Below are 24,825 nucleotides of genomic sequence, written 5' to 3'. Positions count from 1 at the left end.
TGCTGCGACGTGGTGCACCACGGCCTTCTCGCAGCGGAACACCCAATGGAAGCTGTTGGTGCCCTCGATGCGGATGCCGGTCTCGTCGCAGGCCACCACCTTGGCGCGGTGCAGCGCCGCCAGCGCCGTGTCACGGCCGCCGGCAAACTGCGCCTCGGCCCGGCGCAGCATGTTGGTCAGGCCGCCCTGGCTGATCGTCAGGCCGAACAGGTCCTTCATGGCGCCCTGCAGGCGTTCGTAGGACAGGGCCTGGAACGTCTTCAGGTACAGCACCAGCGCGTGGAGGCGGGGGCCGAATGGCGTCGCGCCTGCTCCGCCCGGCCGATCCGCCACGGCCCGCGCGCCGCAGCCGGGGCAGCACACCGACAAGCGCCGGTGCTGCTCGACGCGCGGCTTCACCGGCGGGATGTCGATCGCCTCGTGCACGCTCACGACCTCGGACGGCAGATCAACCGACAGCGAAAGGCCGCAGTCGGGGCAGCCCGTCGGACGATGATCGATGACCGCATCCGGATCCGCCGTGAGCACGCGCTTGTGCCCCTCGTGGCCCGACTTCGCCCCACCGGGACGGGACTGCTCGCGCCGCTCCTTGCGGTCCGTCGAGGGCGGCTTGGACGAGGTGCGCGACGTCTTCGCCGGTCGCTGAAGCTTCAGCACCAGTTCGACCAGTTCCGACTTGCTCAGCCGTTCGAGATCCTCGCGTCCCATGCGAACAAGGAATCAGGCTCTTGCACTCGCCGCAAGGCCCCAAGCGTCCGCGCTTGACCGGGCTCCCTGTCCCGTGCCGACCTGAACCCCCTGGGTAATTACTGGTGATGGACCTCGCCTTCTCGGCGCTCGGCCTCGTGCCGTCGCACGACGCGGACGTGCGGGCGCAGCTGACGACCTTCAGCCTGAACTACACCTTCTGGCTCGACCTCCTGTTCGGCGCGCTCGCCCTGTACCTGTTCTGGACGAACAGCCGCCATCCGATGGACCATGGCCACCATCACGGCCATTCCCACGACGCCGCGCCGGCCCGGGCCTGACGGCCATCGGCGTGGATACCGTGGCCCCGCGCCGGATCTTCGGTCGCGGGTTTGAAACTCCGCGTGAGGCCGGCACACGGCCGCATCGCGTGGAGCGAGTTCGAGGAGAATCCATGAAACTGACAGGTTTTGTTCTGGCGGCCGCCATCGGCCTGGGTGGGGTGAGCGGGGCCGAAGCCCTGCCGATCGCGGCCATGCCTGCCGCGGCGGCATCCACCGTCCTCGTGCGCGGGGGCTGCGGCTACGGCGAGCATCGCGGCTTCTACGGCGGGTGCCGGCTCAACCGCGGCCCGCGCGGCTTCATCCGCCGGCTCGAGACGGGCGCCCCGCGCGGCTGCCCGCCCGGCCGCACCCGCATCAGGGACATCTGCCGCTTCGTGCGCTGACGCCGCGTCGGAGAGGGCTGACCGGCGCGCGCCGGGCAGCCCGCGCAGATGCGATCAGCCGCCTTCCGCCAGCCCCGCGAGCCAGCCCTTGGCGGCGCCGTAGCGCACGATCTCGGCGCGCGAGTGCAGCCCGAGCTTGTCGGAGGCTCGGGCCTTGTAGGTCTCCACCGTCTTGACGCTGACCGCGAGGCGGCCGGCGATCTCCTTGTTGCTGAAGCCCTGCGCGGTGAAGCGCAGCACGTCGGCTTCGCGCGGGCTCAGCGCGTCGTCGCCGGCAGCGGCCCGCTCCGTAGCCGCCGCCTCGGCCAGCGCCTTGCCGGCCACCGCCGGGTCGAGATAGACGCCGCCCTCCGCCACGGCCCGCACGGCGCGCAGCAGGTCCTCGGCGGCCGAGCGCTTGAGCAGGTAACCCTTCGCCCCGGCGTCGAGCAGTTGCTGCACGTAGGCCCTATCCTCGTGCACCGTGAGCGCGATCACCCGCACGCCGGGCACCTCGGCGGCGAGCCGGCGCGCGAGGTCGAGGCCGCCGAGGCGCGGCATGGACACGTCGACCACGGCCACGTCGGGCCGCTCGGCCAGGATCAGGCGGAGCGCGGCCTCGCCGTCCCCCGCTCCGCCGACGAGCTCCACCTCGGGCGCGACCTGCAGCAGCGCCTTGACGCCGGCCAGCACCACGGGGTGGTCGTCGGCGAGGGCGACGCGGATTCGCCCCTCTACGGCCGGTGTCGACGTCATGGAGCGTCCTCTGCGTCACGGTCTGGGTCGAGCGGGACGGCGACGAACAGGCTGGTGCCCGCACCGGGCGAGGACTCGATCTGCAGCGTGCCACCGATGAGGCCGAGGCGCTCCCGCATGCCGCGCAGGCCGATGCGCGGGCGCCCGCCGGGCGTGAGTACAGGGTCCGCGTCGGGGTCGAAGCCGGCGCCGTCGTCCTCGATGACCACGCGCACCTCGCGCGGCCGGCGGTCCAGAACAACGCTCACCGTGCGGGCGCGCGCGTGCTTGAGCACGTTGGTCAGCGCCTCCTGGACGACGCGGTAGATCGTGGTGGCGACCTCGTCGGGCAGGCGCTCCTCCGAGCCGATCACCTGCACGTCGGCCGCGACCTCGTATCGGGCGCTCCAGTCGGCCGAGAGCGCCGCCAGCGCTTTGGGCAGGCCGAGGTCGTCGAGCGCGGTCGGGCGCAGGTCCGCGGCGACGCGGTGGAGGTCGCGGCCGATGGTGCCGGCCAAGTCGCGCAGCCACCGCACGCGCGCGCCGAGGTCGAGGTCCGCGGGCGCGTCACCCGAGCCCGTCGGCTCTTCGATGGCACGCTCCAATCCCTTCAGCCCCAACGATAGACCCGTGACGGTCTGGCCCACCTGGTCGTGGAGGTCGTGGGCGATGCGCCGCTGCACGTCCTCCTGCGCGGCGGCGAGGCGGCGCAGCAGATCGGAGCGCTCGACCTCGGCCCGCTTCGGCGCGTCGATGTCGGCGATGATGCCGTATACCTCGTCACGTCCCTCCCCCTCGCCGGCGTGGCCGCGGAGGTGGCGCCACGGTGCGGCTTTGCCCTCGCCCCGGATTCGGAAATCGGCCGCAAAGGCGCCGCCCCGCTCGACGCAGCCCTTCGCGGCGGCCCGCAGCGCGCCGCGGTCGGCGGGGTGGACGGCGGCGAGGAAGGCCGCCGGTGCCCATGTGCCGCGAGGTCCCGCGTCGTCCGGCAGGCCCACAAGGACGCGGCAGCGCTCGGAGCAGGTGACGGCATCGCCCGCCACGTCCCAGCGCCACGTGCCGAGGTCGGCGGCCGCCACCGCCAGCGCCGTGCGCTCCTCGCTGGCTTCGAGCGCGGCGGCGGCGAGCCCGCGCTCCCGTTGGCGCCGGCGTCCGAGGTCGCGGGCCAGCAGGACCACCAGCGTCGCGCCGAGTGCCAGGCTCGCGGCCACCGCGGCCGCGACCGCGAACAGCGCCCGCCGGACAGGGCCGTCGAGGGCGCGGCGCGGGACGCCGAGATGCACCGACCAGGCGCCGCAGGCGGCGAGCCGCTCGAACACGGCTTCGACCGGCACGCCATCCCGCCGCGTGCCGTGGTAGGAGCCGCCGGCCTCTGTCGCGATGGCGCGCTGCACGTCGGGCGAGGCGGGCAGGCCCACGGTGGCGGCATCGTCGGCGCTCCGCGCGATCAACTTGCCGTCCCGGTCCACCACGGCACCGATCCAGCCCGCGGGGATACCGGCCCCGCGCAGGATGTCGCCGACCGCGTCCGGGCTGAGCGCGACCGTCAGGACGTCCTTCGACGCGCCGTCCCGCATCACCGGCACGCGCAGCGCGACGAGGCGTTTGCCCGACACGGGCCCGACCGGCCCGATGCCGCCGATCGCGGGAGAACGCTCGCGCAGCGCCTCGTCGAAGGTGTCGCGGTCCGCCGTCGGCCCGAGCGGAGCGCCGAGCGTGCGCAGGAGGTTGAGAACCTGCTCGCCCGCCAGGTCGTCGAGTTCCACGGTGTGCCAGAGCGGGTGCATGGCCTTGACGCGCTCGGCCTCGCGGTAGAAGGCCGGCAGGTCGGGGCCGTCGAGCGATGTCGACGCCGCGAGCGTCTCGGCGACCCGCACCTGAGCGTTCATCTCCGCCGTGACGCGCTCGGCGACGAGCGACACGGTCTCGCGCGCGATGCGCAGAGCCGCGGCCCGGTGCTCCTCGGCGGAACGGTAGGCCGTCCAGCCCCCGAACAGCAGGACGGGGATCGAGGCCGCCATCAGCAGGGGCAGCAGGGGGCCGGACCGGGCCTGCCCAGGCGTGACGGACGAGGGGCGCGATGAGCGGTCCCGTCGCCGGCGGCCCGAGGATCGTCGTGGCCAGGGCACGGGGACTTGCGAGCTCCTGCGAGAGACCGGCCAAGCTGGCCATGACCGTGAGCACCGTAGAGCAGGTCGCTTTCGCGGCGAAGCGGCGCGTGGGAGACCCGACCCTCTCCCGCGCTTCCGACAGGCCGGCATGTCGGGAACATGTGCCGGCACGTCAGGGAAAACCTGACGCTGTCATCCGATAAGTCCGACTCCCCCGCGAGCGTGGGATCACCTAAAGGAGAGGGAAGGATCGTGGGGGTCGGCCGACCGGCGGTCCTCAATCTTCCGAGCAGTGCCGGGTCGGCGGGCGCGAGGTGCAACGGCCGGGGTCGAAGCCCGGTCGACGACCAACCCGCGATGCGCCGCACAGGTCCGTGCCCGGCCGGACCGAGATGGCCCGCTCTCCCGCGGCAGGCGAGCGATGGAGAGCATGCGATGCGGCGAAGGATCAGGCTCTCGGCGATGCTGAAGGGCAGCGCGACCGCCTGCGTGCTCGCCGCGGCGTGGGGCGGCCTTTCGACGGCCGCTCTTTCCGACGCCCTCTGCACGATCCCGCGGAGCCACCGATACGCGCATGCGTTGCGCTGGTACATGGCCGACCTCAAGGCCAGCTTCCCCGAGAGCGGCGATTATACGGCCGACTCGGCCTTGACGGAGGCCAACTACGCGGCCGTCCTGTCCGGCCTCGTCAACAACCTCGGCGTGAACGGCATCCGGGTGCCGATGATCCCGGACTATGAATCGCCGGGCGCCTACCCTGATCTTTATACCAGGATCATCGCCACCGCACGCGGCCTCGGCCTCGCCATCTACGCGAGTCCCCTGTCGTTCGGGCCGGAACAATACGAAGGCTGGTCGGATGCCCGCTACGCGGCCTGGATCGCGAGCTACGTCGCCGCATATCAGCCCGATTTCGTGTCGCCCTTCAACGAGGCCGGTTTCACTGACGACCGCATGCGGGGCATCATCCGCGCGCTCCGATACGCTCTCCCGAAGCCGACCGTCCTCATCGGCCCGGACAAGAAGCTCGTCGCGGGCAACATCGCGGAACTGGAGGCGCCCTACTCGGTGGCGCCGCTGTTCAACGTCATCGGCGCTCACAACTCGGGGGGCGACACCACAGCGACGCCCGAGAACTGGGCTCACCTGATTGCCGACGCCCCGGGCGGCAAGCCGGTCTGGTCGACCGAGAATCCAGCCTACTGGAGCGTGGGCCAGCGTGCCGGCCTGCCGGGCCTCATGGGCGCAGTGGCGAGCGGCGTGAGAGGCTTGGTGATCTGGAAGGGCAAACCGAGCCTCGTCGACGACGCCGGCCAGCCGACCGCCAAGGCCTGCAAGCTCGCGCAGCACATCGTCGCTCCGCTCTGACGACCCTCGACCCGCCAGGGATAGGGCGGCGTCTTACGTTATGAGCGCAGACGGGCATACGCGGGACGGAAGGTCTGCTCTTCACTATCTCTTGCCCCGAAGCGGCCGGGCTGCTGTCCACCCACTTCCGCTATAGAGCCGGAGTCGACCCAAGCAGGTCGCTCAACGTTGATCGAGCCTCTACCTGAAGCGGACATTAGGATCTCATCGGATCGCCGCTGAGCTCCATGTCGGTCACTGGTGGGCACAAGCCAAGCTCACGACTCTGATGTCTGGTTGAACAGGATGCGGCGCTCCTCCTCCGTGGGCGGGGCGGAGCGGCGCAACTCTTTCGCGAGGTCGACGCCGCGCTGCACGGCCGGCCGGTCGCGGATCGCGGCGCGCCAGCGCGACACATTGGGGAGGTCGCCGAGCGATTGCCCGAGCGGCTTGGCGATCAGAACCCAGGGCCAGGACGCCATGTCGGCGATACCGTAATCGTCCAGGATGTAGTTGCGCCCTTCGAGACGCTGCTCCAGAACGCCGAGGCAGCGGCGGTACTCGGCCGCGTAGCGATCGAGTGCGTAGGGATGCTCGCCGAGCGCGTAGTTGCGAAAATGGCTGAGCTGGCCAGCCATGGGACCGAGATTGCCCACCTGCCAGAACAGCCACTCGTTCAGCGCCGTGCGACCGCGCGGCGTGGTTGGCGCGAAGCGGCCTGCCTTCTCGGCCAAGTGCAGCAGGATCGCGCCCGACTCGAACACCGAAAGGGACCCGCCCTGCGCGTCGTGGTCGACGATGGCGGGCATGCGGCCGTTGGGGCTGACGCGGAGGAACGCGGGCCGGTGCTGCTCGCCGCGCCGGATGTCGACGGGCAGCATGCGGTAGGGCAGCCCCGTTTCCTCCAGCATGATCGATACCTTCCAGCCGTTCGGCGTCGGCCAGTAATGGAAGTCGATCACGTTCCCGCCTCCCGCTCCGGCCCGAAGGCGCCACCCCGCCGCAGATCCTCGATGTCGGTTTCGCCGAGCCCCGCCTCGCGCAGCACCGCTTCCGTGTCGGCGCCGTAGGCCGGCGCGGGCGCACCGATCGCCGCCGGGGTGCCGGAAAAGCGCGCCGCGGGCCGCGCGGCGCGCACCCGACCCGCCATGGGATGGTCGAACTCGACGACGATGCCATTGGCCCGAACCTGTGGGTCGTCGAGCGTGGCGTTGCGGGTGAGGACTGGAGCGCAGGGCACGTCGGCGGCCGCCAGCCGTTCCAGCCATTCGGCAGCGGACCGGCCCCGCAGCGCGGACTGCGTCAGCTCCAATCGTGCGTCGATGTTGCGCTGGCGATCCTCGACGCCACGGAAGCGCGAGTCGTCGAGCCATTCCGGGTGGTCGACCGCGCGAGCGAGCGAGCGCCACTCGCGGTCGGACTGCACCGCGACGCTGATCGGCGTGTCGGCCGTGTCGTAGATCAGGTCGGCGAAGCTCGCCGCGGCCTGCTGGGGCAGGCTGTCGCCCACGAACGTCTGACTCCCCATGTCGGAGGCCCACAGGAAGGCCACGACGGCGTCGAGCATCGACAGCCGCACGTGCTGGCCTTCGCCGGTGCGGGCACGGGCGAGGAGCGCCGCCGTGATGGCCTGCGCGGCCACGATGCCGGAAAGCTTGTCGGGAAGGATGGTGCGCACGAGCCGCGGCCGGGCCTCGTCGGATCCCGCCTGCACGGAAGCGAGGCCCGACACGCCCTGCACGAGCGGGTCGTAGACGGGCTTGTCGCGGTAGGGGCCTTCCTCGCCGAACCCGCTGATCGATACGTAGACGATCGACGGCGCGACGGCGCGGATCGCATCCTCGCCGACTCCGATGCGCTCCGCGACGCCGGGGCGGAAGTTCTGCACGAACACATCCGCGGTCGCGGCGAGCTTGAGGAGCGCTGCCCGGCCCGCCTCGGCCTTGAGGTCGAGCACGGCGGAGCGCTTCGAGCGGTTGTTGTGCAGGAACGAGGCCGACATGCCGCCGCGCCGGTTGGCGGCGGCGCGGGTGTGGTCGCCGCCGCCCGGCGCCTCGACCTTGATGACCTCGGCCCCCTGGTCGCCCAGCATCATGGTGGCGAGCGGGCCGGAGATCATCGAGGTCAGGTCGATCACGCGGATGGAGTCGAGCGGTCCTGGCATCGGCGACGGTCCTGAGCGGCAGCCTCCCTCCAACCGAGTCGGTCAAGTGGGCGTTCCGACTGCGGTCCGCCCCTGTCGTGCGGCGTACGCCGCCCGGCTCACCCGAGACGGCGGAACAGCCCATCGAGCAGGGCCGCCGGGTTCCCCCCCGCGATCCCGTGGTCAAATTCCGGGATCGCGCCGACCCGCACATCCGACGCGACCTCACCCAGCATCTCAGCCGCGATCGGCAGGACGAAGCTCGACGTGCCACCCAAGCCCAGCGCCGGCGTCTTCGGCTCGCCAGCCTCAGCCGAGGCGGCTCGGTCGCCCGGGCGGGTCTTTCGCGGGCGGGTGTTTCGAGTGAACGATCCGAACCGATTGTCGATCGCGATGGTTTGCCGGCGCGGGCCACGGGAGGCCGACACGCGGTACAGATCGAAGGGACATTCGATGGTCGACGACCTTTACGCCATGCAGGACCCTCGCAAGCAGTATCCGGGACCGCCCGAGAAAAGTGAGATCCAGCCCGCGCCTGCCACCCAGCAGGAGATGAGCGAGAAACCGGACTGCGGCGAAACTTCATACAAGGGGTCCGGTCGCCTCGCCGGGCGCAAGGCCCTGCTGACGGGCGCCGACTCGGGCATCGGCCGCGCGGCCGCCATCGCGTTCGCGCGCGAAGGTGCCGACGTCGCGATCGGCTATCTGCCGGCCGAGCAGGAGGACGCCGAGGAGGTCGCGCAGCTGGTCCGCGCCGCCGGACGGAAGGCCGTGCTGCTGCCGGGCGACATCTCGCAGGAGGACGTCTGCCTGAAGCTGGTGAAGGATGCCGTGGCGGAACTCGGCAGCCTCGACATCCTGGTCAACAACGCCGGCAAGATGGGCAAGACCGAAGGATTGCTCGACACGACCACGGAGCGCTTCGACGCGCTGATGAAGACGAACATCTATTCGTTCTTCTGGATTACCAAGGCGGCCGTGCCGCACATGAAGCCGGGCGCCTCCATCATCAACACGACGAGCGTGCAGGGCTACGACCCGACGCCGACGATCTTCGACTACGCGATGACGAAAGCCGCGATCGCAAACTTCACCAAGGGACTGAGCCAGCCGCTCATGGAGGAACACGGCATCCGCATCAACGCCGTCGCTCCTGGCCCGATCTGGACGCCGCTGCAGGAAGCCGACGGGAGCAAGAAGAAGCTGGAAACGCTCGGCGGCAAGACGCCATTCAAGCGCCCCGGCCAACCCGTCGAACTCGCCCCGGTCTACGTCCTGCTCGCTTCGCAAGAGGGCAGTTATATCACCGGTGAGATCTACGGCGTGACGGGCGGCATGGGCAGTGTGGCCTGACCTGCCGGTGTTGAAAGCTGCCGGGACCGGCAGATGCTCGGATCCGAACTGGGGTGACCATCCGCGCGCCGATCATCCCGACGGACGCGTCCGCGGATGGGACGACGACGTTGACGATTCAGCCACGCCTGTCCGCGAGAGAGGCGTCGGCGATCGATGGTAGGGGAGAACCAGACGATGCTGCCCGACCCAACCGGAACACACCTTCACCCTGGATCGCGCGGATGAGCCGGGTCGCTCTCGTGGTAGGCGCGGGCGGCATCATCGGCAAGGCGCTGCTCGAAGAAATCGCGCGCGCGCCGGATTGGCGGGGCTTCGCCCTGTCGCGCCAGGGCGGCGACGTTTCTGTCGATCTGACCGATGCTTCCGCGACGCGGAACAAGCTCGCGGCGGCGCAGGAAACAACCCATCTCTTCTATGCGGCCTACAAGCCGGGCGGCGGGTTGCTCGAAGAGGATGAGGTCAACTCCGCCATGTTGCGCAATCTGCTCGACGGTCTCGAAGCTGTCGGCGCGCCGTTGCAGCGTGTGGTGCTCTATCAGGGAGCCAAGGTATACGGCGTCCACCTCGGCCCCGTCCCGTCGCCCTTTTACGAGGACGAGAACCCCCGCCCGGTCGGCCCCAACTTCTATTTCAGCCAGGAACGGGAGCTGCGCCGCCGCGCTGGCGCGGGTGGGCCGGCCTGGGCCATCCTCCGGCCCGACGTCGTGCTCGGCGACGCCGCGGGCAATGCCATGAACATCGCCACCGTGATCGGCGCCTACGCGGCCATCACCAAGGCCGATGGTGCGGCGTTCCGCTTTCCCGGCTCCGTCGAGGTGTACGACCGCTGTCTCGCCCAGTTCACGGACGCGCATGCGCTCGCCCGCGCCAGCTTGTGGGCGGCGACGGCCGAGGCCGCGAAGGGGGAGGCCTTCAATTACGTTCACGCGCCCTTTCGCTGGCGCAGGGTGTGGAGCGCGGTGGCACGCTATTACGGCCTGGACACGGGCGAGCCGATCCCCTTCTCGCTCGCCGCCCACATGCCAGCTCTCGAGCCGGTCTGGCGGCGCATCGCGGGACGACTGGTCGAACCCGACTTCGCCAGGGCGGTTCGCTGGGACTTCGGCGATTTCGTTTTCGGCTCGGCCTTCGACGTCCTGTCCGACATGACGAAGATCCACCGGGCCGGCTTTGCCGAGACTGTCGATCCGGCGCAGGCGTTGGTGAGCGCCATCGACAGGCAGATCGCGGCGCGAGTCCTGCCCGCTCTCTGACGAGGGATGTGGGTCCCTCGACGCCTCGTCCCGCCCCGGGCCGCACTTGCTCGATCGTGGCTCGCAGATCCCGGCCGGCCCGCTTCCCATGCCACGCACCGCCGGTCGCCAATCCAACGTCACGTCGCTCAGGTAGCGGCTTCGAAAACGCCAACGCATTGCGTGTACTCGCCCCCCTAGAGCTGTTTCCGTCCGGTTTGAGTCGGGACGGTGTAGCGGGTTCGGCCGGGTTGTGATTCGGTGAGGGCAACCTTTGCGGGATGCCCCTGATGCCAAGAGCCCTGTCTGTGGACCTACGCGAGCGTGTTCTGGCCGCTGTCGAGGCGGGCTCCTCCTGCCGCCAGGCGGCCGAGCGTTTCGGTGTCGGGATCGCGACGGCGATCCGCTGGCAAGCCCGCTTCCGGGCCGAGGGCGTGGTCGCGGCCAAGCCGATGGGCGGAGACCAGCGCTCCCGCAACATCGAGGCCCACGCGGAGATGATCCTGCAGGCGTGCGAGGCGGAGCCGCAGGCGTACCTGCGCGAGCTGCGTGAAAGCTTGCGCGAGAAGGGTGTCAGCACGAGCACGAGCGGGCTGCACCGCTTCTTCGTGCGCCACAAGATCAGCCGTAAAGGGATCTGCACGCCGCCGAGCAAAGCCGTTCCGACGTGATGAAGGCGCGCGAGGACTGGTTCGAGGGTCAACTCGACGTGGACCCCGAGCGGGTCGTCTTTCTCGATGAGACAGCGGCGGCCACCAACATGACCCGCCGCCATGGCCGGGCGAGGCGTGGCGAGCGCTGCCGCATCGCGGTGCCGCACGGGCACTACAAGACCACCACGGTCACGGCGGCCCTGCGGGGAAGCGGTCCCTTTGCGATCGAACTGATGGACGGCGCCACAAACGGGGCGCGGTTTCTGGCCTACGTCACCGACGTCCTCATCCCGGCCCTCAAGCCCGGCGACACGGTCGTGATGGACAACCTGAGCGCTCACAAGGTGAAAGGCGTGCGGGAGACTATCGAAACAGCGGGGGCTCGCTTGCTCTACCTTCCGGCATACAGCCCTGACTTCAATCCTATCGAGAACGCCTTCGCCAAGCTGAAGGCCTTGCTTCGCACAGCGGCGGCCCGCACCGTCACGGATCTGCGCGTCGCCATCCGGGAAGCCTTTACCCGCTTCACTCCTGACGAGTGCCGTAACTACCTCGCCGCGGCTGGCTACGATGCCTACGACCCAACCTGATCGGAAATAGCTCTAGCCTCGACCACGATCAGCTTCTGCACATCAGAGCCTGAACGTCCTCTTCCGACTGCTTCGGATCCGAAGCAGTCGGTCCGCACTCCACCCACTTCCGCTGTCGGGCCGGTGTCGACCCAACTGAGCCGTTGGCGTCGCATCCTGGCCTTCTCCGAAGCTGCCGTTCGTGGCGCCTTTGGTCGCCCAGAGCTCCACCCAGTGATACCGGATCCGCTTAATTGGCTCGGGGTTCTTCGGAGCAGGAGCTACACCGGTCCAATCACGCGGAGATGGTATGACATCGCTTGGTCGTAGAGATGCTTCCACCTCGTCATCGAGGCAGAGCCTATCAAGCGTCGAGTCGGCTTAACGGATGGCGTGAGTTGGGGATGCACGATGGCGCTGATCGCTCTAGTCGATCACTTTCTACCTCTGGATCGATCAGTACCCTGCGCACTCCCGCCATCGTGACGCGTAATCGGCGAAAGTCGCGCTCGACAGATCCCGTCCATCGAAGAGAGGCGTCAAGACCGCCTCTGTCCTCGCAGGGTTAGCGAAGAGGCCCGCGGCGCCCGAACTCGTGCCCGTCGCGCCCGATGAGGCCAGCACAGTGTGCCCGGAGAGCCGTGCCAGAGCTTCGCGGTACAGCGCATTGCGCGCGAAAGGCCCCTCGATCGTTATGCTGCCCGCCGCGCCGAGCAGGTCAAGGCAGGTCGCCGTCATCAGAGCTGCATAGAGGCTGGCCGCCGCGGTCCGCTCCGGCGCGGATAGGCCGGCCGGATCGGTCGACCAGCGGCCCGCCGCGCCCGGAAAGGGGCCACTGCCGGGGGCGAAGCTCGGCCAAGCCATCACGCCCCGCCTCAGAACCGACGCCACGCAGGCGGCGTCGGGCGCCTCCGCCCGCCCCTCCGTCAACCGGTCGAACTCACGCCCGCCCATGAAGCGGGCCGAGGGCACCGGCCGGCCGTGGGCGTCGACGTTGGCCAGCATGTCCCGCGCGGCGTCGAGCCGATCGAGTGCGCCGCCGACCGCGAAGGCGACGACCCAGGTGCCGGTCGACACGATCGTCTGAGGCCCGCCCCGGCCCTGCAGGTGCGGCAGCAGGGACGCGTTGGAGTCGTGCAGCCCGCAGCAGACCGGCACGGTCCCGCCGACGCCGACGCGGGCCGCGAGTTCGGGCCGAAGCGGCCCCAAGACGTCGAAGGCGGACCGCACCGGGGCCATGAGCCCACCCCAGCCCATGCGCCCGACGAGCGACGAGAACGCGCTGCGCCCCGGCGCCCACAGGTCCGTATGGCAGCCGAGCGAGGTCGCCTCGGTAGCGGCGACGCCGGTCAGGCGCCACGCCCAATATTGCGGGTAGGTCAGGAATGCGGACGCGCGGGCGAAGGCGTCGGGAAAAGCCGCCGCCTGCCAGAACAGCTGAGCGCCGAGGTTCAGCCCGCCCGGCAGCCGCGGCGAAAAGGTCTCTTCGAAGGCGGGGCGGACCCGCGCGTAATCGTCCGCGACCGCGTCCGGTCCGTCGTGTTCGTAGTCGAGCACCGGCAGGGCGAGACCGCCGGTGCCGACCAGCGCGCCCGTGGCACCGTGCGCCGTGATCGAGACCGCGTCGACCCCGACCGCCGCGGCGGCGTCCACCAGGGCGTCGAGCAGGAAGGCGTCGATGGCGTCGACGTCGGCATGCGGGTACGGGCCCTCGGCGCGGACGCGGTTCGGCGCCGCGCGGGTCCACATCTCGCCGCCCTCGATCGCGTCGACCACGACGAGCTTGACGTTGGTCTTGCCGACATCGAGCACCGCCACCCTGCGGGGGACAACCGCGCTCACGGCAGGTGGAACATCGGCGCGAGCGGCAGCACGCGCGGCGCGTTCGACGGCTCCGTCTCCATGAGATCGGCCATGTGGGCCCACCAGCGGCGCATCACGGGGTGGTCCGGCAGGGCGTCCATGGAATGTTCGCGCCGACGCCACAGCACGGCGAAGAGAAGGCCTGTGTCGGGCTCGAGGTGGATGGAATAGTCCGCCACGCCGGCCCCGCGCAGCAGCGCCGCGAGCTCGGGCCAGATCGCGTCGTGGCGGCGGCGGTACTCGTCCGCGTAGCCGGGCCTCAGCCGCATCGCGAAGGCGTGCTTCTCATGCGTGGCGGAATCGTGCGTGACGGGGACGTGAGGGACGGGATCGGAGCTCATGCAGCCCTCCGTCGGCGCAGCGCCCGGCCGACCAGGATCGGCAGCGCGATGGTGCCGATCAGCAGGGCGCCGACGACGATCGACATGACGATGCCCGGCACGTTCAGCAGCCCGAGCCCGTAGGTGACGAGTCCCATCACGAAGGCCGCGATGACGACGCCCGGCACCGTGCCGGATCCGCCCTGGATGGAGATGCCGCCGAGCACCACGATGGTGACGACATCGAGCTCCCAGCCGAGCGCGATGGAGGGCCGCGTGGAGCCGAGCCGCCCCGTGAGCATCACGGCGGCGAGCCCGGACGCGAGGCCGGTGAGCAGGAACAGGACGAGGCGGATGCGCCCGACCCGCAGGCCCGAGAACAGCGCCGCGAAAGGATTGCTGCCGATGGCCCGGACGGCGCGGCCGAAGACCGTGCGGTGCAGCGCGACCCCGGCTATGACGGCGAGGACGAGGAAGCAGGCGAACTCGAAGGACAGCGGCCCCGCGACGTAGCCCTGGCCGAACCAGCCGAAACCGGCCGGATAGTCCTTGAGCACGCCGTCGCCGAGCGCGAGGTAGCTGACGCCGCGGTACAGGCTCATGGTGCCGATTGTGGCCATGATGGACGGCAGGCCGAGGCGGGCCACCAGCAGCCCGTTGAACAGACCGCAGGCGGCCCCGACGCCGAGCCCCACCGCGACGAGCCCGGGGGTGCCCACCCCGGCCGCCGCTGCCTCGCCCATGGCGGTGGACGACAGCGCCACGATGCCGCCGACCGACAGGTCGATCTCGCCCGCCATGACGACGAACGCCATGGCCAGCGCGATGATGGACTTCTCGGTGAAATTGAAGGTGGCGTCGCTCAGGTTCCAGACGTCGAGGAAGTAGGGCGACGCCAGGGAGTTGGCGACGAACACGGCCGCCGCCACGGCGAGCAGCAGGGCTTCCCAGCTCGTGGCGAAGCGCCTGAGTGGCGACATGAGGCTGTCCGGGAGGGGGCGGGACAGGGTGGCCGGGGCCGGCGCGGCTCGGACGGTCATGAGGTCACTCCGCCGCGCGCGTGGCCGGGAGCCGCGCGGCGTCCGGACGAAGGATGATCCGGCCGCGCCGGCGCTCGGCGCGGGTGTTCAGCGCCACGGCGGCGATGATGATCGCGCCCGAGATCGCCATCTGGGCGAAGGGCGACACGTTCACGACCGGCAGGGCGTTCTTGATCGTGCCGAGGAAGAGGGCGCCCAGGACCGCGCCGCCCACCGAGCCGATGCCGCCCGCGATCGACACGCCGCCGATCACGCAGGAGGCGATGACGTCGAGCTCGAAGCCCGACGCGACGTCGACGTAGGCCACCGCGTAGCGGGCGATCCACAGGTAGCCGCACAGGCCCGACAGCGCTCCCGAGAAGCAGAAGGCGAGGAAGCGCGCCCGGCCGGCGTCGATGCCGGCGTAGACGGCGGCCGTCGGGTTGCCGCCGACCGCGTACCAGCTCCGCCCGACCCCGGTCCGGCCGAACACCACGACGGCGAGCGCGATGGCCGCCAACGCGGTCCAGCTTAGCACCGGCATGCCGAGCACCTCCGCCCGCGGCACGGCCAGGAACGTCGGGGTGAACTGGAAGCTATTGATCCAGGCGCCGCCCGACAGGACGAAGGCGAGGCCGCGGAAGATCGTCAGCGTGCCGAGCGTCACCACGATGGGCGGGATGCCGAGCAGCCACACCAGCGTGCCGTTGACGGCGCCGAGAGCCAAGCCGAGGCCGAACGCCATCATCACCAGCAGGGCGAGCGGCACGCCAGGGTGGTGGGCATCGACCAGCGCCACCGCCATCCCGGTCAGCGCCACGTTGGCGGCCACCGACAGGTCGACCGAGCGCGTCAGGATCACGGCGGCCTGGCCCAGCGCCATGACGATCAGGATGGACGTGTCGTTGAACACGCCGCCGAGGCTCGCGGGCGACACGAAGGACGGAAAGCGGGCCGCCACTGCGGCGAGCAGGACGGCGATGGCTGCGACGAGCAGCAGCTCGCGGCGGGCGAAGGCGGCCCGGAGGTCGACGCCCCCGGCCGGGCGGGGCGGGGCCACGGTGCTCAACGGAGCGTCCCGGCCACGCCGGCAACGCCGGAGCGGGTCGCGTTGCCCGTGGCGGCGCCGACCAGGATCTCGGGGGTGAGCCCCGCGCGCTCGAACAGGCCCGCCATGCGGCCCTCCCGCATCACCATCACCCGGTCCGCCATGCCGAGGATCTCGGGCAGCTCGGACGACACCATCAGCACGGCGAGGCCCTGGCCGGCGAGCTCGCTCATGAAGGCGTGGACGGCGGACTTCGAGCCGATGTCGATACCCTTCGTGGGCTCGTCGAGGATGATGACTTTCGGCTTGGTGGCGAGCCACTTGCCGATCACGACCTTCTGCTGGTTGCCGCCCGACAGCGTGCCGACGGACTGGGACAGGGACGCGGCGCGCAGGTCGAACCGCTCGGCGTAATGGCGGGCGAGCTTGAACTCCTCGGCCGAGCGGATGAAGCCGCGGCGCGACACGGCGCCGAGGCAGCCCATGGTGGCGTTCTCGAAGATCGGCATGGACAGCACCGCGCCATGGCGGCCGCGCTCCTCCGGCACGTAGACGATGCCGGCCCGGACGGCGTCCGCGGTCGAGCGGACGCGGACCTCCCGACCCTCGACCTTGACCACGCCTGACGCGGGAGCGGTGACGCCGAACAGCGACTGGCACAGCTCGGAACGGCCGGCGCCCACGAGCCCGTAGAGGCCCAGGATCTCACCGCGGCGCAGCGAGAAGGAGATCGCGTCGAACTCGGTCGGGTGGGAATAGCCGTCCACCTCGAGCACGGGCGCCCCGATCACGGCGGGCGCTTTGGGGAACACTTTGTCGACGCTGCGGCCGACCATGAGCTTCACGAGGCCGGCGTGGTCGATGTCGGCCAAGCGGCCGGAGCCCACCGTGCGGCCGTCGCGGAACACCGCGTAGTCGTCGGCGATGCGGTACAACTCCTCGAACTTGTGGCTGATGAACAGGATCGCCTTGCCCTGGCCTTTCAGGCGGTCGACCACGCGGTACAAGTCGTCGACCTCCTTGTGCGACAGGGCCGCGGTCGGCTCGTCCATGATGACGACCTCGCTGTCGACCGACAGGGCGCGTGCGATGGCCACGAGGTGGCGCTGCGCGATCGACAGGTCCTTCAGCCGCGTCGAGGGCCGGATCGGCGCATCGATGCCGTTGAGCAGCGCGGCGGAGCGGGCCCGCAGGGCAGGCCAGTCGACGAAGCCGAGGCGGGTCTTCGGCGCGTGGCCGAGATAGATGTTCTCCGCCACCGTGAGCTCGTCGAACAGCACGGTTTCCTGGTGAATGGCGGTGATGCGGGCGGCTTCGGCGTCCTGCGGCGTCGCGAAGGCGACCGGCGCCCCCTTGACACGGATCTCGCCGCCGTCCGGCCGGTAGATGCCGGTGAGGATCTTCACCAGCGTCGACTTGCCGGCGCCGTTCTCGCCCACCAGCGCGGTGACGCGACCGGGCCGCAGGGTCAGGTCGACGCCGTCGAGCACCTTCACGCCGGGGAAGATCTTGGACACGCCGCGGAGCTCGAGCAGCGGCGCGGGGAGCGCGGAAACGTCGTCGCGCGGCGGGGCGAACCGGAGGACGGAGGACAAGGCACGCACTCCCATGGTGGTGTGGACCCTCCCCCTCGCGGTGCGAGGAAGAGGGCGAGTCCGCTCAGAACACCTTGGCGAACTTGTCGACGTTGGAGCTGTCGTAGACGAAGGGGTCGGCCATCGCGCCCTCGGCGCCGTCGTCGAGCTTCACCTTGCCCATGCGGCCCATCGACAGCTCGCCGCCGGGGGCGGCCTTCTCGCCCTTGACGAGGTCGTAGGCCAGGTAGGTCGCCGAATAGCCGAGGTCGATCGGGTTCCAGATGGCGAAGCTCTTCGTGGCGCCGGAATGCACGGCTCCCGCCATTTCGGACGGCAGGCCGAGGCCGGTGACGAAGACCTGGCCGACCTTCCCGGCGTCCTTCACGGCCTGGGCGGCCGCCACGATGCCGACGGAGGTCGGCGCCACGATGACCTTCACGTCGGGGTGTGTCTGCAGCAGGCCCTGCGTCTCGCGGTAGCTCTTATCGCTGAGGTCGTCGCCGTAGACCGTGGCCACGAGGTCGAGGCCGGGGTACTTCGGCAGCGCCTTCTTCATCTCGGCGATCCAGGTGTTCTGGTTCGTCGAGGTCGCGGTCGCCGACAGGATGGCGATCTTGCCCTTGCCGTCGGGGAGCGCGTCGGCGGCGAGCTTGTCGAGCATGTTGCCGATGAGCGCGTTGGACGAAGGGTTGAGGTGCGCCATGCGCCCCTCCGACGCCACGGCCGAGTCCCAGGACACGACCTTGATGCCGCGCTGCATGGCGCGCTTGAGCACAGGCACCAGCGCGTCCTTGTCGTTGGCCGAGATCGCGATGGCGTCGACCTTCTGCGAGATCAGGCTGTTGACGACCTCGATCTGCCCTTCCGCCGTGGTTGTGGTGGGGCCGGTATAGACGATCTTGACGTCGCCGATCTGCTTCGCGGCCTCTTCGGCGCCCTTGTCGGCGGCCTCGAAAAAGCCGTTGCCGAGCGACTTCGCCACGAGGGCGATCTTCACCTCCGCGGCTTGGGCCGCGGTGGCGAGAAAGGTGCCCGCGAGGGCCGTGGACAGCGCCAGGGTCTTGAGAAGCTTCATGTGATTTCCTCCCGTCGGATATGCGGCTTCAGCCGTCGCCCGACCCGCGCGATGCTGCGCGGTTACGCGGTCGACGTTGATCGTTTTTGATCGAATGGCCGGCGCGGGTCGGCGACGATCAACTCGACTCCGGCGTCCTCGACCATGCGGCGGTCGTCGGCGCTGATCCGGCTGTCGGTGACGATGCGGGTGACGCGGGCGAGCGGCGCCAGGATCATGGAGGACTGCGCCCGGAACTTGGTGGCATCGACCAGGAGCACCAGCTCGTCAGCCTGCCGCATCAGCCGCTGTTCGGAGGCGATGATCAGCCCGTCCTGCTCCATGATGCCGAGCGTCGACAGGCCCATGGCGCCCATGAACATGCGGCGCGCCCGGAAATGCACGGTGCCGTCGTCCTCGAAGGGGCTGAGGATGATGTTCTGTTCGCGGTACACCGTGCCGGAGGGCAGCATCACCGTGCAGCGCGAGTGGCGCAACAGGTGATCGGCCACCGAGAAGGAATTGGTGAGGACCTGCAGCCGCAGGTCCGCCAGCGCGTGCACCATCTGAAACGTCGTGGTGCCGCCGTTGATGATGATGGCATCGCCGTCGGCACAGAGGTCGACCGCGGCCCGCCCGATGGCGCGCTTCTCCAGGAGGTTCGGCCCCCCGCCGTCGCCCGGCGTGTTCAGCGCCACGATGCTCGGTGAGAAGGCGGGTGGGGGCTGCAGCGCTTCGGCACCCCCACGCAGCTTGCGGAGCCGGCCCTGCTCCGCGAGGGCGGCGAGGTCGCGCCGCACGGTCGCCTCCGACCCGCCGGTCGCGGCCGCGAAGTCGCCCACGGTGGCCACGCCGCGCCCGTCGAGCAGGTCCAAGATGATGCGGTGGCGTTCGCGCTCGTGCATCGGTTCCTCCGATCGCCGATCTAACCGGTTCGGCGCGGATCGTCAACGATTTCGTGCATTTCCGATCATATTGCGTCGCAACAGCGATTGTTGCGAGTGCAAAATTGACAGAAATCGATCGACTCTGCCATGACGTGACCGAACTGGAGCGCCAATCGGCGACGATCCGAAGCGGCCGCGACGTGGCCGAAACATCCCGGGAGGCATGTCATGTCGAACGCTGGCCGAGGGCTCCTCGAGGATCGCTGGGACGACGCGAAAGCCGCCGGCTTGGACGAGCCCGGCCTCCTCCTGTACCGCTCGAACCTGCTCGGTGCCGACAAGCGCATCACCAATTACGGCGGCGGCAACACGTCGGCCAAGGTGATGGCGAAGGACCCGCTGACGGGCCGCGACGTCGAGGTGCTGTGGGTCAAGGGCTCGGGCGGCGACGTGGGAACGATCAAGCTCGACGGCTTCGCCACTCTCTACATGGACAAGCTGAGGCAACTCCAAGGGATCTACCGCGGCCTCGCCCACGAGGACGAGATGGTGGGCTACCTGCCCCACTGCACCTTCGCGCTGAATGCCCGCGCGGCCTCGATCGACACGCCGCTGCACGCCTACCTGCCCTATACCCATGTCGACCACATGCACCCCGACGCCGTCATCGCCATCGCGGCGACGCGGGACAGCCGTGACATCACCAGGACGATCTACGGCGACGAGATCGGCTGGCTGCCGTGGCGCCGTCCCGGCTTCGAGCTCGGCCTCATGCTGTCGCGCTTCGCCCAGGACAACCCGGACGCCAAGGGCGTCGTCCTGGAAAGCCATGGGCTGTTCACCTGGGGCGACGACGCTAAATCCTGCTACGAGACGACGCTGCGCATCATCAACAAGGCCATCGCCTGGTTCGATGCCCGGACAGCCGGCAAGGCGCCGTTCGGTGGCGCCGCGGTGGAAAGCCTCGACCCCGGAGCGCGACGCGCCTTCGCGGCGAAGCTGATGCTGGAGATCCGCGCCCGCATCGGCACGGAGGAGCGCAAGGTCGGCCACTTCGACGACGGCCCGGCCGTGTTGGATTTCGTGAACTCGCGGGAGCTTCGGAGCCTGGCGGCGCTCGGCACGAGCTGCCCCGACCACTTCCTGCGCACCAAGATCCGACCGCTGGTGCTCGACTTCGATCCCGCGGCGGAGCTTGGCTCCGCGAACGGCTCGATCGAGGCGGTAGTGGCCGGCCTCGACGTCGCAGTGGCCGGATACCGCGAGGATTACGCGGCCTACTACGAGCGCTCGAAGCATCCCGACAGCCCGGCGGCGCGCGACGGCAACGCCGTGGTCCACCTCGTTCCGGGCGTCGGCATGATCACCTTCGCGCGCGACAAGGCCACGGCCCGCATCGCCGGCGAGTTCTACGTCAACGCCATCAACGTCATGCGCGGCGCGTCCTCGGTCGACACCTACGTGGGCCTGCCCGAGCAGGAAGCCTTCGACATCGAATATTGGCTGTTGGAGGAGGCCAAGCTCCAGCGCATGCCGAAGCCGAAGGGGCTCGCCGGCCGCGTCGCCCTGGTGACCGGCGGCGCCGGCGGCATCGGCCGCGCGGTGGCGGGGCGGCTGATGGCGGAGGGCGCCTGCGTGGTGTTGGCCGACATCGACGCGGAGGCGCTCGCCCGCACCGAGGCCGAGTTCTCCAAGGCCTACGGCCGCGACCAGGTGCGCGCGGTGCCGCTCGACGTCACGCGGGAGGAGGCCGTCGTGTCGGGCTTCGCGGACGCTGTGGCGGAGTTCGGCGGACTCGACATCCTGGTGTCCAACGCCGGCATCGCCTCGTCGGAGCCGGTCGAGTCCACCACGGTCGCCATGTGGGACCGCAACATGGACATCCTGGCGAAAGGCTATTTCCTCGTGTCGCGCGAGGCGTTCCGGCTGATGCGGGTGCAGAAGCTCGGCGGCGCGATCGTGTTCGTGGCCTCGAAGAACGGCCTCGCGGCCTCGCCCAACGCGTCGGCCTATTGCACCGCCAAGGCGGCGGAGATTCACCTCGCCCGCTGCCTCGCGCTGGAAGGCGCCGATGCGGGGATCCGCGTCAACGTGGTCAACCCCGACGCGGTGCTGCGCGGCTCCAAGATCTGGACCGGCGAATGGCGCGAGCAGCGCGCTGCCGCCTACAAGATGAGCGGCGACGAGCTCGAGGAGCACTACCGGAAGCGCTCGATGCTGAAGCGCTCGGTGTTGCCCGAGGACATCGCGGAGGCGACCTACTTCCTCGCCTCTGACCTGTCCGCGAAATCAACCGGCAACATCATCAACGTCGACGCCGGCAACGCGCAGTCCTTCACGCGGTGAACACGGGCCGCCCCCGGCGCTCGCGCGGAGGCAGAAACGAAGACCGAGGAGACGCCCATGTCCGGCCTGCCGATCGACCCCGATCTCGTCGCGCGCCACAACGCGCCCCGCGCGCGAGCGCTCTCCGACGACTATGACGCGCTGGGGACGCGCTTGGCGCGGCACGGGGTCGACATCGACGCCGTCACGGCCAAGGTGGCCGCCTTCACCGTCGCGGTGCCGTCATGGGGCGTCGGCACGGGCGGCACCCGCTTCGCCCGCTTTCCCGGCGCCGGCGAGCCGCGGGGCGTGTTCCAGAAGCTCGACGACTGCGCCGTGATCCAGCAGCTCGGGCGCGCCACGCCCGCCGTGTCGCTCCACATCCCGTGGGACGAGGCGCCCGCGGCCGAGCTTCGCGGCCACGCCGAGGCGCTCGACCTCACCTTCGACGCGATGAACTCCAACACCTTCCAGGACCACCCGGGCGACCCGCGCCATCCGCTGTCCTACAAGTTCGGCTCGTTGAGCCACGTAGACCCTGCGGTCCGAGCGCAGGCGGTGGCGCACAACGTCGACTGCATCCGCATCGGCGAGGCGCTGGGCTCCAAGGCCCTCACGGTGTGGGTCGGCGACGGCTCGAACTTCCCGGGCCAGAGCCACATGGGTCGGGCCTTCGAGCGCTATCTCGCCTCCATGCGGGAGATCTACGCCGCCCTGCCGGAAGGGTGGCGGCTCTTCTCCGAGCACAAGATGTACGAACCGGCCTTCTACTCCACCGTGGTGCAGGACTGGGGCACGAGCCTCCTCGCGGCGCAGAGCCTCGGGCCCAAGGCGGCCTGCCTGGTCGACCTCGGCCACCACGCGCCCAACGTCAACATCGAGATGATCGTGTCGCGCCTGGCCCACGCGGGCAAGCTCGGCGGCTTCCACTTCAACGATTCCCGCTACAGCGACGACGACCTCGACGCCGGGAGCATCGACCCGTTCCGCCTGTTCCTGGTGTTCAACGAACTCGTCGACCTCGACGGGCCCGGCTTCGCGCCGGCCTACATGATCGACCAGTCCCACAACGTCACAGACCCGATCGAGAGCCTGATCCGCTCCGCCGACGAGATCCGCCGCGCCTATGCGCAGGCCCTGCTAGTCGACCGCACCGCCCTGGCCGGGCACCAGGGGGCGAACGACGCCCTGATGGCGTCGGAGACGCTGAAGGCGGGCTTCCGCGCCGACGTCGGCCCGATCCTGGCCCGCGCGCGCGCCGACGCCGGCGGAGCGATCGACCCGATCGGAGCCTACCGGGACAGCCGCTACCGCGCCAAGGTCGCGGCCGAGCGACCAGCCGCCCAGGGCGGCGGGGGTGGTATCACCTGACCTCTCCGAGGCTTTCCCCTCTGGTCCACGAACATGAATTGCGTCGAGCGGCGATGCTGAGACCGCTGCGCGTCCGTGTCGTCGGAGGGTCTGACGAGGCTCCGAGCTCGTCCATGCTGTACCCACCCATCATGCGGAGAAAGGCTGACCGTCTCCGCGGGATTGGACTGGTATGCCCCCCGCAGCAAGGCTCCGAGCCGATCAACGGGTGCCGTAGCTCGGTCAAAACTGAAGCGCTCTCTCACTCAACCCTTCCGTGTGCGGCCGGAGTCGACCCATCCCGGGCGGAGAAAGGGATGCGCGCCATGCTCTAAACCGGACCTTCAATGAAGGCAGCCAAGCACCGGTTGAACCCGTCTGTCACGGGCTCGGTCAGGCCGAGCAGAACTATCCCGGGTCGACCAGTCTCCACCTTGTCGAGGCCGTCCTGCCCGTTCTGCGCCTCGACCACGCGCCAACCGTCCTTTTACGGGAACGCCCTCAGCCGGTCCCGCGTGTCCGCGTCGTCGTCGACGACGAGCCCCCTTTCCTCGGCCGGACGGAAGCGGTCCATGATGGACTTGAAGCCGTCCCAGCGAACGGCTTCTGCATGAAGCCGGTGGCGCCCAGCGCTGCCGCCACTTCTCGGAACCAGCCCATTCCTTCCATGACGCGACGATCCACATGCATCCCGCTACGATGCATGGCTCGTTGCCCGTGTCATGACGACGTCGGGCTGAGTTGGGCTGAAAGGTCGGATGCGTGCGAGCGGACCTCCTTGATCGGCTCCTGGTGACGCTGGCCGTACGCCTCCGTGCCTTTTCGGTCTGCCGCATCCAGCGCGGATGGCGGTTGGAGTTCAGTCCCTTCGAGGCCATCACCATTCACTACGTCCTGCGCGGCACCGGCAGCCTTCGCGTCGGCGAAGGGCCCTGGCAGGCATTCGCGCCCCACAGCGTCATCGTCGTTCCGGCTCGTCTCCCACACGCGTTGGGGGAACCGGAGGATGTCAGGGGAACGGCACGGGCCGAGGATCATTGCCTTCTCCACGGCGACGGACTCGTCAGCTTCATGGCGGGCGACGGGACGCCCGACACGCTGCTGGTGTGTGGGCAGATCTCGGCCAGCCATGATGGTGCCCTGGGGCTTTTCGAGCTGTTTCGGGCCCCGATGATCCAGGCCTTCGCATCGGACGCCCCGCTTCGCGGGACCTTCGACCTCATGCTGGCCGAGGTGGTCGCACCGAGCCTCGGCACCCAGGCCATGACGGAACTGCTGATGAAGCAGTGCCTGATCGTGATGCTGCGTCGGCACTTCCTGGGAGGTGACGACACATCGCCGTTGCTCCGGGCATTGCAGGAGCCCAAGCTCGCGCGCGCCGTCATCGCGGTGCTGGAGTACCCGGGCGTACCTTATTCGGTGGACAGCCTGGCGTCGCTCGCCGGTATGAGCCGGACGTCCTTCGCCGTGCGGTTCGCCGAAGTGTTCGGCCAAGGACCCATGGATTTCGTCCAGAAGGTTCGGCTGCGCATCGCCGCCCGCCTCCTCACCGCCACCGACCTGCCCGTCAAGGTGATCGCGAGCAGCGTCGGCTATGCGAGCCGCAGCGCCTTCAGTCGGGTGTTCGAGACCACCTATGGCTTGAACCCATCCGACTTCCGCAGTTACGGGGGTGGGGACGAGGTCGAGCCGGAACGTGTCCAAAGTTTCGAAGGCGCACCCACACCGTCCGATCCGCGGTCCTGATCAGTGAAGGTGTTTTTCCGTCCGGGGTAGGACGCAGATCGTTCGAAGGGAGCGCGTCCAGGGGACACGGCCTTAGTGGCAGGCTGTTCGACGATCA

Annotated in this window: 21 protein-coding genes and 1 pseudogene; 9 read left to right on the top strand and 13 right to left on the bottom strand. The window is 69.7% G+C overall.

The annotated features are described in order from the left end of the window. Nucleotides 1-3: 3 nt before the first annotated feature. Nucleotides 4-708 (bottom strand): annotated as a pseudogene (locus L7N97_RS26380) (IS66 family transposase); the annotation flags it as partial. A 104-nt stretch (nucleotides 709-812) separates the two neighbouring features. On the opposite strand from L7N97_RS26380, the gene L7N97_RS26375 reads away from it, so the two are divergent. Beyond that, a complete protein-coding gene (locus L7N97_RS26375; protein WP_237481430.1) occupies nucleotides 813-1,028 on the top strand; it encodes a hypothetical protein in 216 nt (71 codons plus the stop codon). A 113-nt stretch (nucleotides 1,029-1,141) separates the two neighbouring features. Then, nucleotides 1,142-1,414, top strand: a complete 273-nt coding sequence (locus L7N97_RS26370; RefSeq protein ID WP_237481428.1) for a GCG_CRPN prefix-to-repeats domain-containing protein — start codon at nucleotides 1,142-1,144, stop codon at nucleotides 1,412-1,414. A gap of 54 nt (nucleotides 1,415-1,468) precedes the next feature. Here the strand turns inward: L7N97_RS26370 and L7N97_RS26365 are convergent, their stop codons facing one another. Together L7N97_RS26365 and L7N97_RS26360 are read right to left on the bottom strand one after the other, a co-directional pair. After that, a complete protein-coding gene (locus L7N97_RS26365) occupies nucleotides 1,469-2,149 on the bottom strand; it encodes a response regulator transcription factor (protein WP_237481426.1) in 681 nt (226 codons plus the stop codon). Continuing rightward, a complete protein-coding gene (locus L7N97_RS26360) occupies nucleotides 2,146-4,149 on the bottom strand; it encodes a sensor histidine kinase (RefSeq protein WP_237481425.1) in 2,004 nt (667 codons plus the stop codon). Before L7N97_RS26360 ends, L7N97_RS26365 begins: the two co-directional genes overlap by 4 nt. Before the next feature lie 525 nt (nucleotides 4,150-4,674). On the opposite strand from L7N97_RS26360, the gene L7N97_RS26355 reads away from it, so the two are divergent. Continuing rightward, nucleotides 4,675-5,607 carry a hypothetical protein gene (locus tag L7N97_RS26355; RefSeq protein WP_237481423.1) on the top strand — a complete coding sequence of 311 codons (933 nt, stop codon included), beginning with the start codon at nucleotides 4,675-4,677 and terminating at the stop codon, nucleotides 5,605-5,607. A gap of 257 nt (nucleotides 5,608-5,864) precedes the next feature. Here L7N97_RS26355 and L7N97_RS26350 read toward each other — a convergent pair whose 3' ends face one another. The 3 genes from L7N97_RS26350 to L7N97_RS26340 form a co-directional block, all read right to left on the bottom strand. Next, entirely contained in the window at nucleotides 5,865-6,548 is a 684-nt protein-coding gene (locus L7N97_RS26350; RefSeq protein ID WP_237481421.1) for a glutathione S-transferase family protein, read from the bottom strand. Beyond that, on the bottom strand, nucleotides 6,545-7,750 hold the full coding sequence (locus L7N97_RS26345) for a CaiB/BaiF CoA transferase family protein (protein WP_237481419.1): 1,206 nt from the start codon (nucleotides 7,748-7,750) through the stop codon (nucleotides 6,545-6,547). The genes L7N97_RS26350 and L7N97_RS26345 overlap by 4 nt, the downstream gene beginning before the upstream one ends. A gap of 98 nt (nucleotides 7,751-7,848) precedes the next feature. Next, nucleotides 7,849-8,157, bottom strand: coding sequence for a hypothetical protein (locus tag L7N97_RS26340; RefSeq protein ID WP_237481418.1), 309 nt, complete (start codon nucleotides 8,155-8,157; stop codon nucleotides 7,849-7,851). Nucleotides 8,158-8,182: 25 nt separating this feature from the next. On the opposite strand from L7N97_RS26340, the gene L7N97_RS26335 reads away from it, so the two are divergent. From L7N97_RS26335 to L7N97_RS26325, 3 genes are all read left to right on the top strand, one after another. Continuing rightward, a complete protein-coding gene (locus L7N97_RS26335) occupies nucleotides 8,183-9,082 on the top strand; it encodes an SDR family oxidoreductase (protein ID WP_305069266.1) in 900 nt (299 codons plus the stop codon). A gap of 224 nt (nucleotides 9,083-9,306) precedes the next feature. Next, nucleotides 9,307-10,338, top strand: coding sequence for an SDR family oxidoreductase (locus L7N97_RS26330; protein ID WP_237481416.1), 1,032 nt, complete (start codon nucleotides 9,307-9,309; stop codon nucleotides 10,336-10,338). A gap of 269 nt (nucleotides 10,339-10,607) precedes the next feature. Beyond that, nucleotides 10,608-11,560, top strand: a protein-coding gene (locus tag L7N97_RS26325; RefSeq protein WP_255721671.1) for an IS630 family transposase whose coding sequence is annotated in 2 segments (ribosomal slippage) — nucleotides 10,608-10,950 and nucleotides 10,950-11,560 — 954 coding nt in all. Because the reading frame shifts where the segments join, the coding sequence is not laid out codon by codon here. Between the two features lie 435 nt (nucleotides 11,561-11,995). Here L7N97_RS26325 and L7N97_RS26320 read toward each other — a convergent pair. From L7N97_RS26320 to L7N97_RS26290, 7 genes are all read right to left on the bottom strand, one after another. Further along, nucleotides 11,996-13,381, bottom strand: a complete 1,386-nt coding sequence (locus L7N97_RS26320; protein ID WP_237481415.1) for an FGGY-family carbohydrate kinase — start codon at nucleotides 13,379-13,381, stop codon at nucleotides 11,996-11,998. Beyond that, nucleotides 13,378-13,743 carry an L-rhamnose mutarotase gene (locus tag L7N97_RS26315; protein ID WP_237481413.1) on the bottom strand — a complete coding sequence of 122 codons (366 nt, stop codon included), beginning with the start codon at nucleotides 13,741-13,743 and terminating at the stop codon, nucleotides 13,378-13,380. The genes L7N97_RS26320 and L7N97_RS26315 overlap by 4 nt, the downstream gene beginning before the upstream one ends. Further along, entirely contained in the window at nucleotides 13,740-14,762 is a 1,023-nt protein-coding gene (locus L7N97_RS26310; protein WP_237481411.1) for an ABC transporter permease, read from the bottom strand. Before L7N97_RS26310 ends, L7N97_RS26315 begins: the two co-directional genes overlap by 4 nt. A gap of 4 nt (nucleotides 14,763-14,766) precedes the next feature. Further along, a complete protein-coding gene (locus tag L7N97_RS26305; protein ID WP_237482410.1) occupies nucleotides 14,767-15,801 on the bottom strand; it encodes an ABC transporter permease in 1,035 nt (344 codons plus the stop codon). A gap of 5 nt (nucleotides 15,802-15,806) precedes the next feature. Next, a complete protein-coding gene (locus L7N97_RS26300) occupies nucleotides 15,807-17,384 on the bottom strand; it encodes a sugar ABC transporter ATP-binding protein (RefSeq protein WP_237481408.1) in 1,578 nt (525 codons plus the stop codon). Between the two features lie 64 nt (nucleotides 17,385-17,448). Further along, on the bottom strand, nucleotides 17,449-18,441 hold the full coding sequence (gene rhaS / locus L7N97_RS26295; RefSeq protein WP_237481406.1) for a rhamnose ABC transporter substrate-binding protein: 993 nt from the start codon (nucleotides 18,439-18,441) through the stop codon (nucleotides 17,449-17,451). A gap of 62 nt (nucleotides 18,442-18,503) precedes the next feature. Next, a complete protein-coding gene (locus tag L7N97_RS26290) occupies nucleotides 18,504-19,325 on the bottom strand; it encodes a DeoR/GlpR family DNA-binding transcription regulator (RefSeq protein ID WP_237481404.1) in 822 nt (273 codons plus the stop codon). 210 nt (nucleotides 19,326-19,535) lie between these two features. Between L7N97_RS26290 and L7N97_RS26285 the strand changes: the two genes are divergently transcribed. The 3 genes from L7N97_RS26285 (at nucleotide 19,536) to L7N97_RS30405 (ending at nucleotide 24,728) form a co-directional block, all read left to right on the top strand. Continuing rightward, nucleotides 19,536-21,653, top strand: coding sequence for a bifunctional rhamnulose-1-phosphate aldolase/short-chain dehydrogenase (locus L7N97_RS26285; protein WP_237481403.1), 2,118 nt, complete (start codon nucleotides 19,536-19,538; stop codon nucleotides 21,651-21,653). 57 nt (nucleotides 21,654-21,710) lie between these two features. Next, a complete protein-coding gene (gene rhaI / locus L7N97_RS26280; RefSeq protein WP_237481401.1) occupies nucleotides 21,711-23,003 on the top strand; it encodes an L-rhamnose catabolism isomerase in 1,293 nt (430 codons plus the stop codon). 741 nt (nucleotides 23,004-23,744) lie between these two features. After that, nucleotides 23,745-24,728, top strand: a complete 984-nt coding sequence (locus tag L7N97_RS30405) for an AraC family transcriptional regulator (RefSeq protein ID WP_309242854.1) — start codon at nucleotides 23,745-23,747, stop codon at nucleotides 24,726-24,728. Nucleotides 24,729-24,825 lie beyond the last annotated feature (97 nt).

This window comes from Lichenibacterium dinghuense, assembly GCF_021730615.1.
Classification (GTDB): domain Bacteria; phylum Pseudomonadota; class Alphaproteobacteria; order Rhizobiales; family Beijerinckiaceae; genus Lichenihabitans; species Lichenihabitans dinghuensis.
This window is presented reverse-complemented; position numbering and strand designations above follow the sequence as displayed.

Bases quoted from the DNA above. Each gene is read 5' to 3' on its own strand.
- L7N97_RS26370 (WP_237481428.1), top strand. From the start codon at position 1,142: ATGAAACTGACAGGTTTTGTTCTGGCGGCCGCCATCGGCCTGGGTGGG.
- L7N97_RS26365 (WP_237481426.1), bottom strand. From the start codon at position 2,149: ATGACGTCGACACCGGCCGTAGAGGGGCGAATCCGCGTCGCCCTCGCC.
- L7N97_RS26360 (WP_237481425.1), bottom strand. From the start codon at position 4,149: ATGGCGGCCTCGATCCCCGTCCTGCTGTTCGGGGGCTGGACGGCCTAC.
- L7N97_RS26355 (WP_237481423.1), top strand. From the start codon at position 4,675: ATGCGGCGAAGGATCAGGCTCTCGGCGATGCTGAAGGGCAGCGCGACC.
- L7N97_RS26345 (WP_237481419.1), bottom strand. From the start codon at position 7,750: ATGCCAGGACCGCTCGACTCCATCCGCGTGATCGACCTGACCTCGATG.
- L7N97_RS26335 (WP_305069266.1), top strand. From the start codon at position 8,183: ATGGTCGACGACCTTTACGCCATGCAGGACCCTCGCAAGCAGTATCCG.
- L7N97_RS26330 (WP_237481416.1), top strand. From the start codon at position 9,307: ATGAGCCGGGTCGCTCTCGTGGTAGGCGCGGGCGGCATCATCGGCAAG.
- L7N97_RS26315 (WP_237481413.1), bottom strand. From the start codon at position 13,743: ATGAGCTCCGATCCCGTCCCTCACGTCCCCGTCACGCACGATTCCGCC.
- L7N97_RS26310 (WP_237481411.1), bottom strand. From the start codon at position 14,762: ATGACCGTCCGAGCCGCGCCGGCCCCGGCCACCCTGTCCCGCCCCCTC.
- rhaS (WP_237481406.1), bottom strand. From the start codon at position 18,441: ATGAAGCTTCTCAAGACCCTGGCGCTGTCCACGGCCCTCGCGGGCACC.
- L7N97_RS26290 (WP_237481404.1), bottom strand. From the start codon at position 19,325: ATGCACGAGCGCGAACGCCACCGCATCATCTTGGACCTGCTCGACGGG.
- L7N97_RS26285 (WP_237481403.1), top strand. From the start codon at position 19,536: ATGTCGAACGCTGGCCGAGGGCTCCTCGAGGATCGCTGGGACGACGCG.
- rhaI (WP_237481401.1), top strand. From the start codon at position 21,711: ATGTCCGGCCTGCCGATCGACCCCGATCTCGTCGCGCGCCACAACGCG.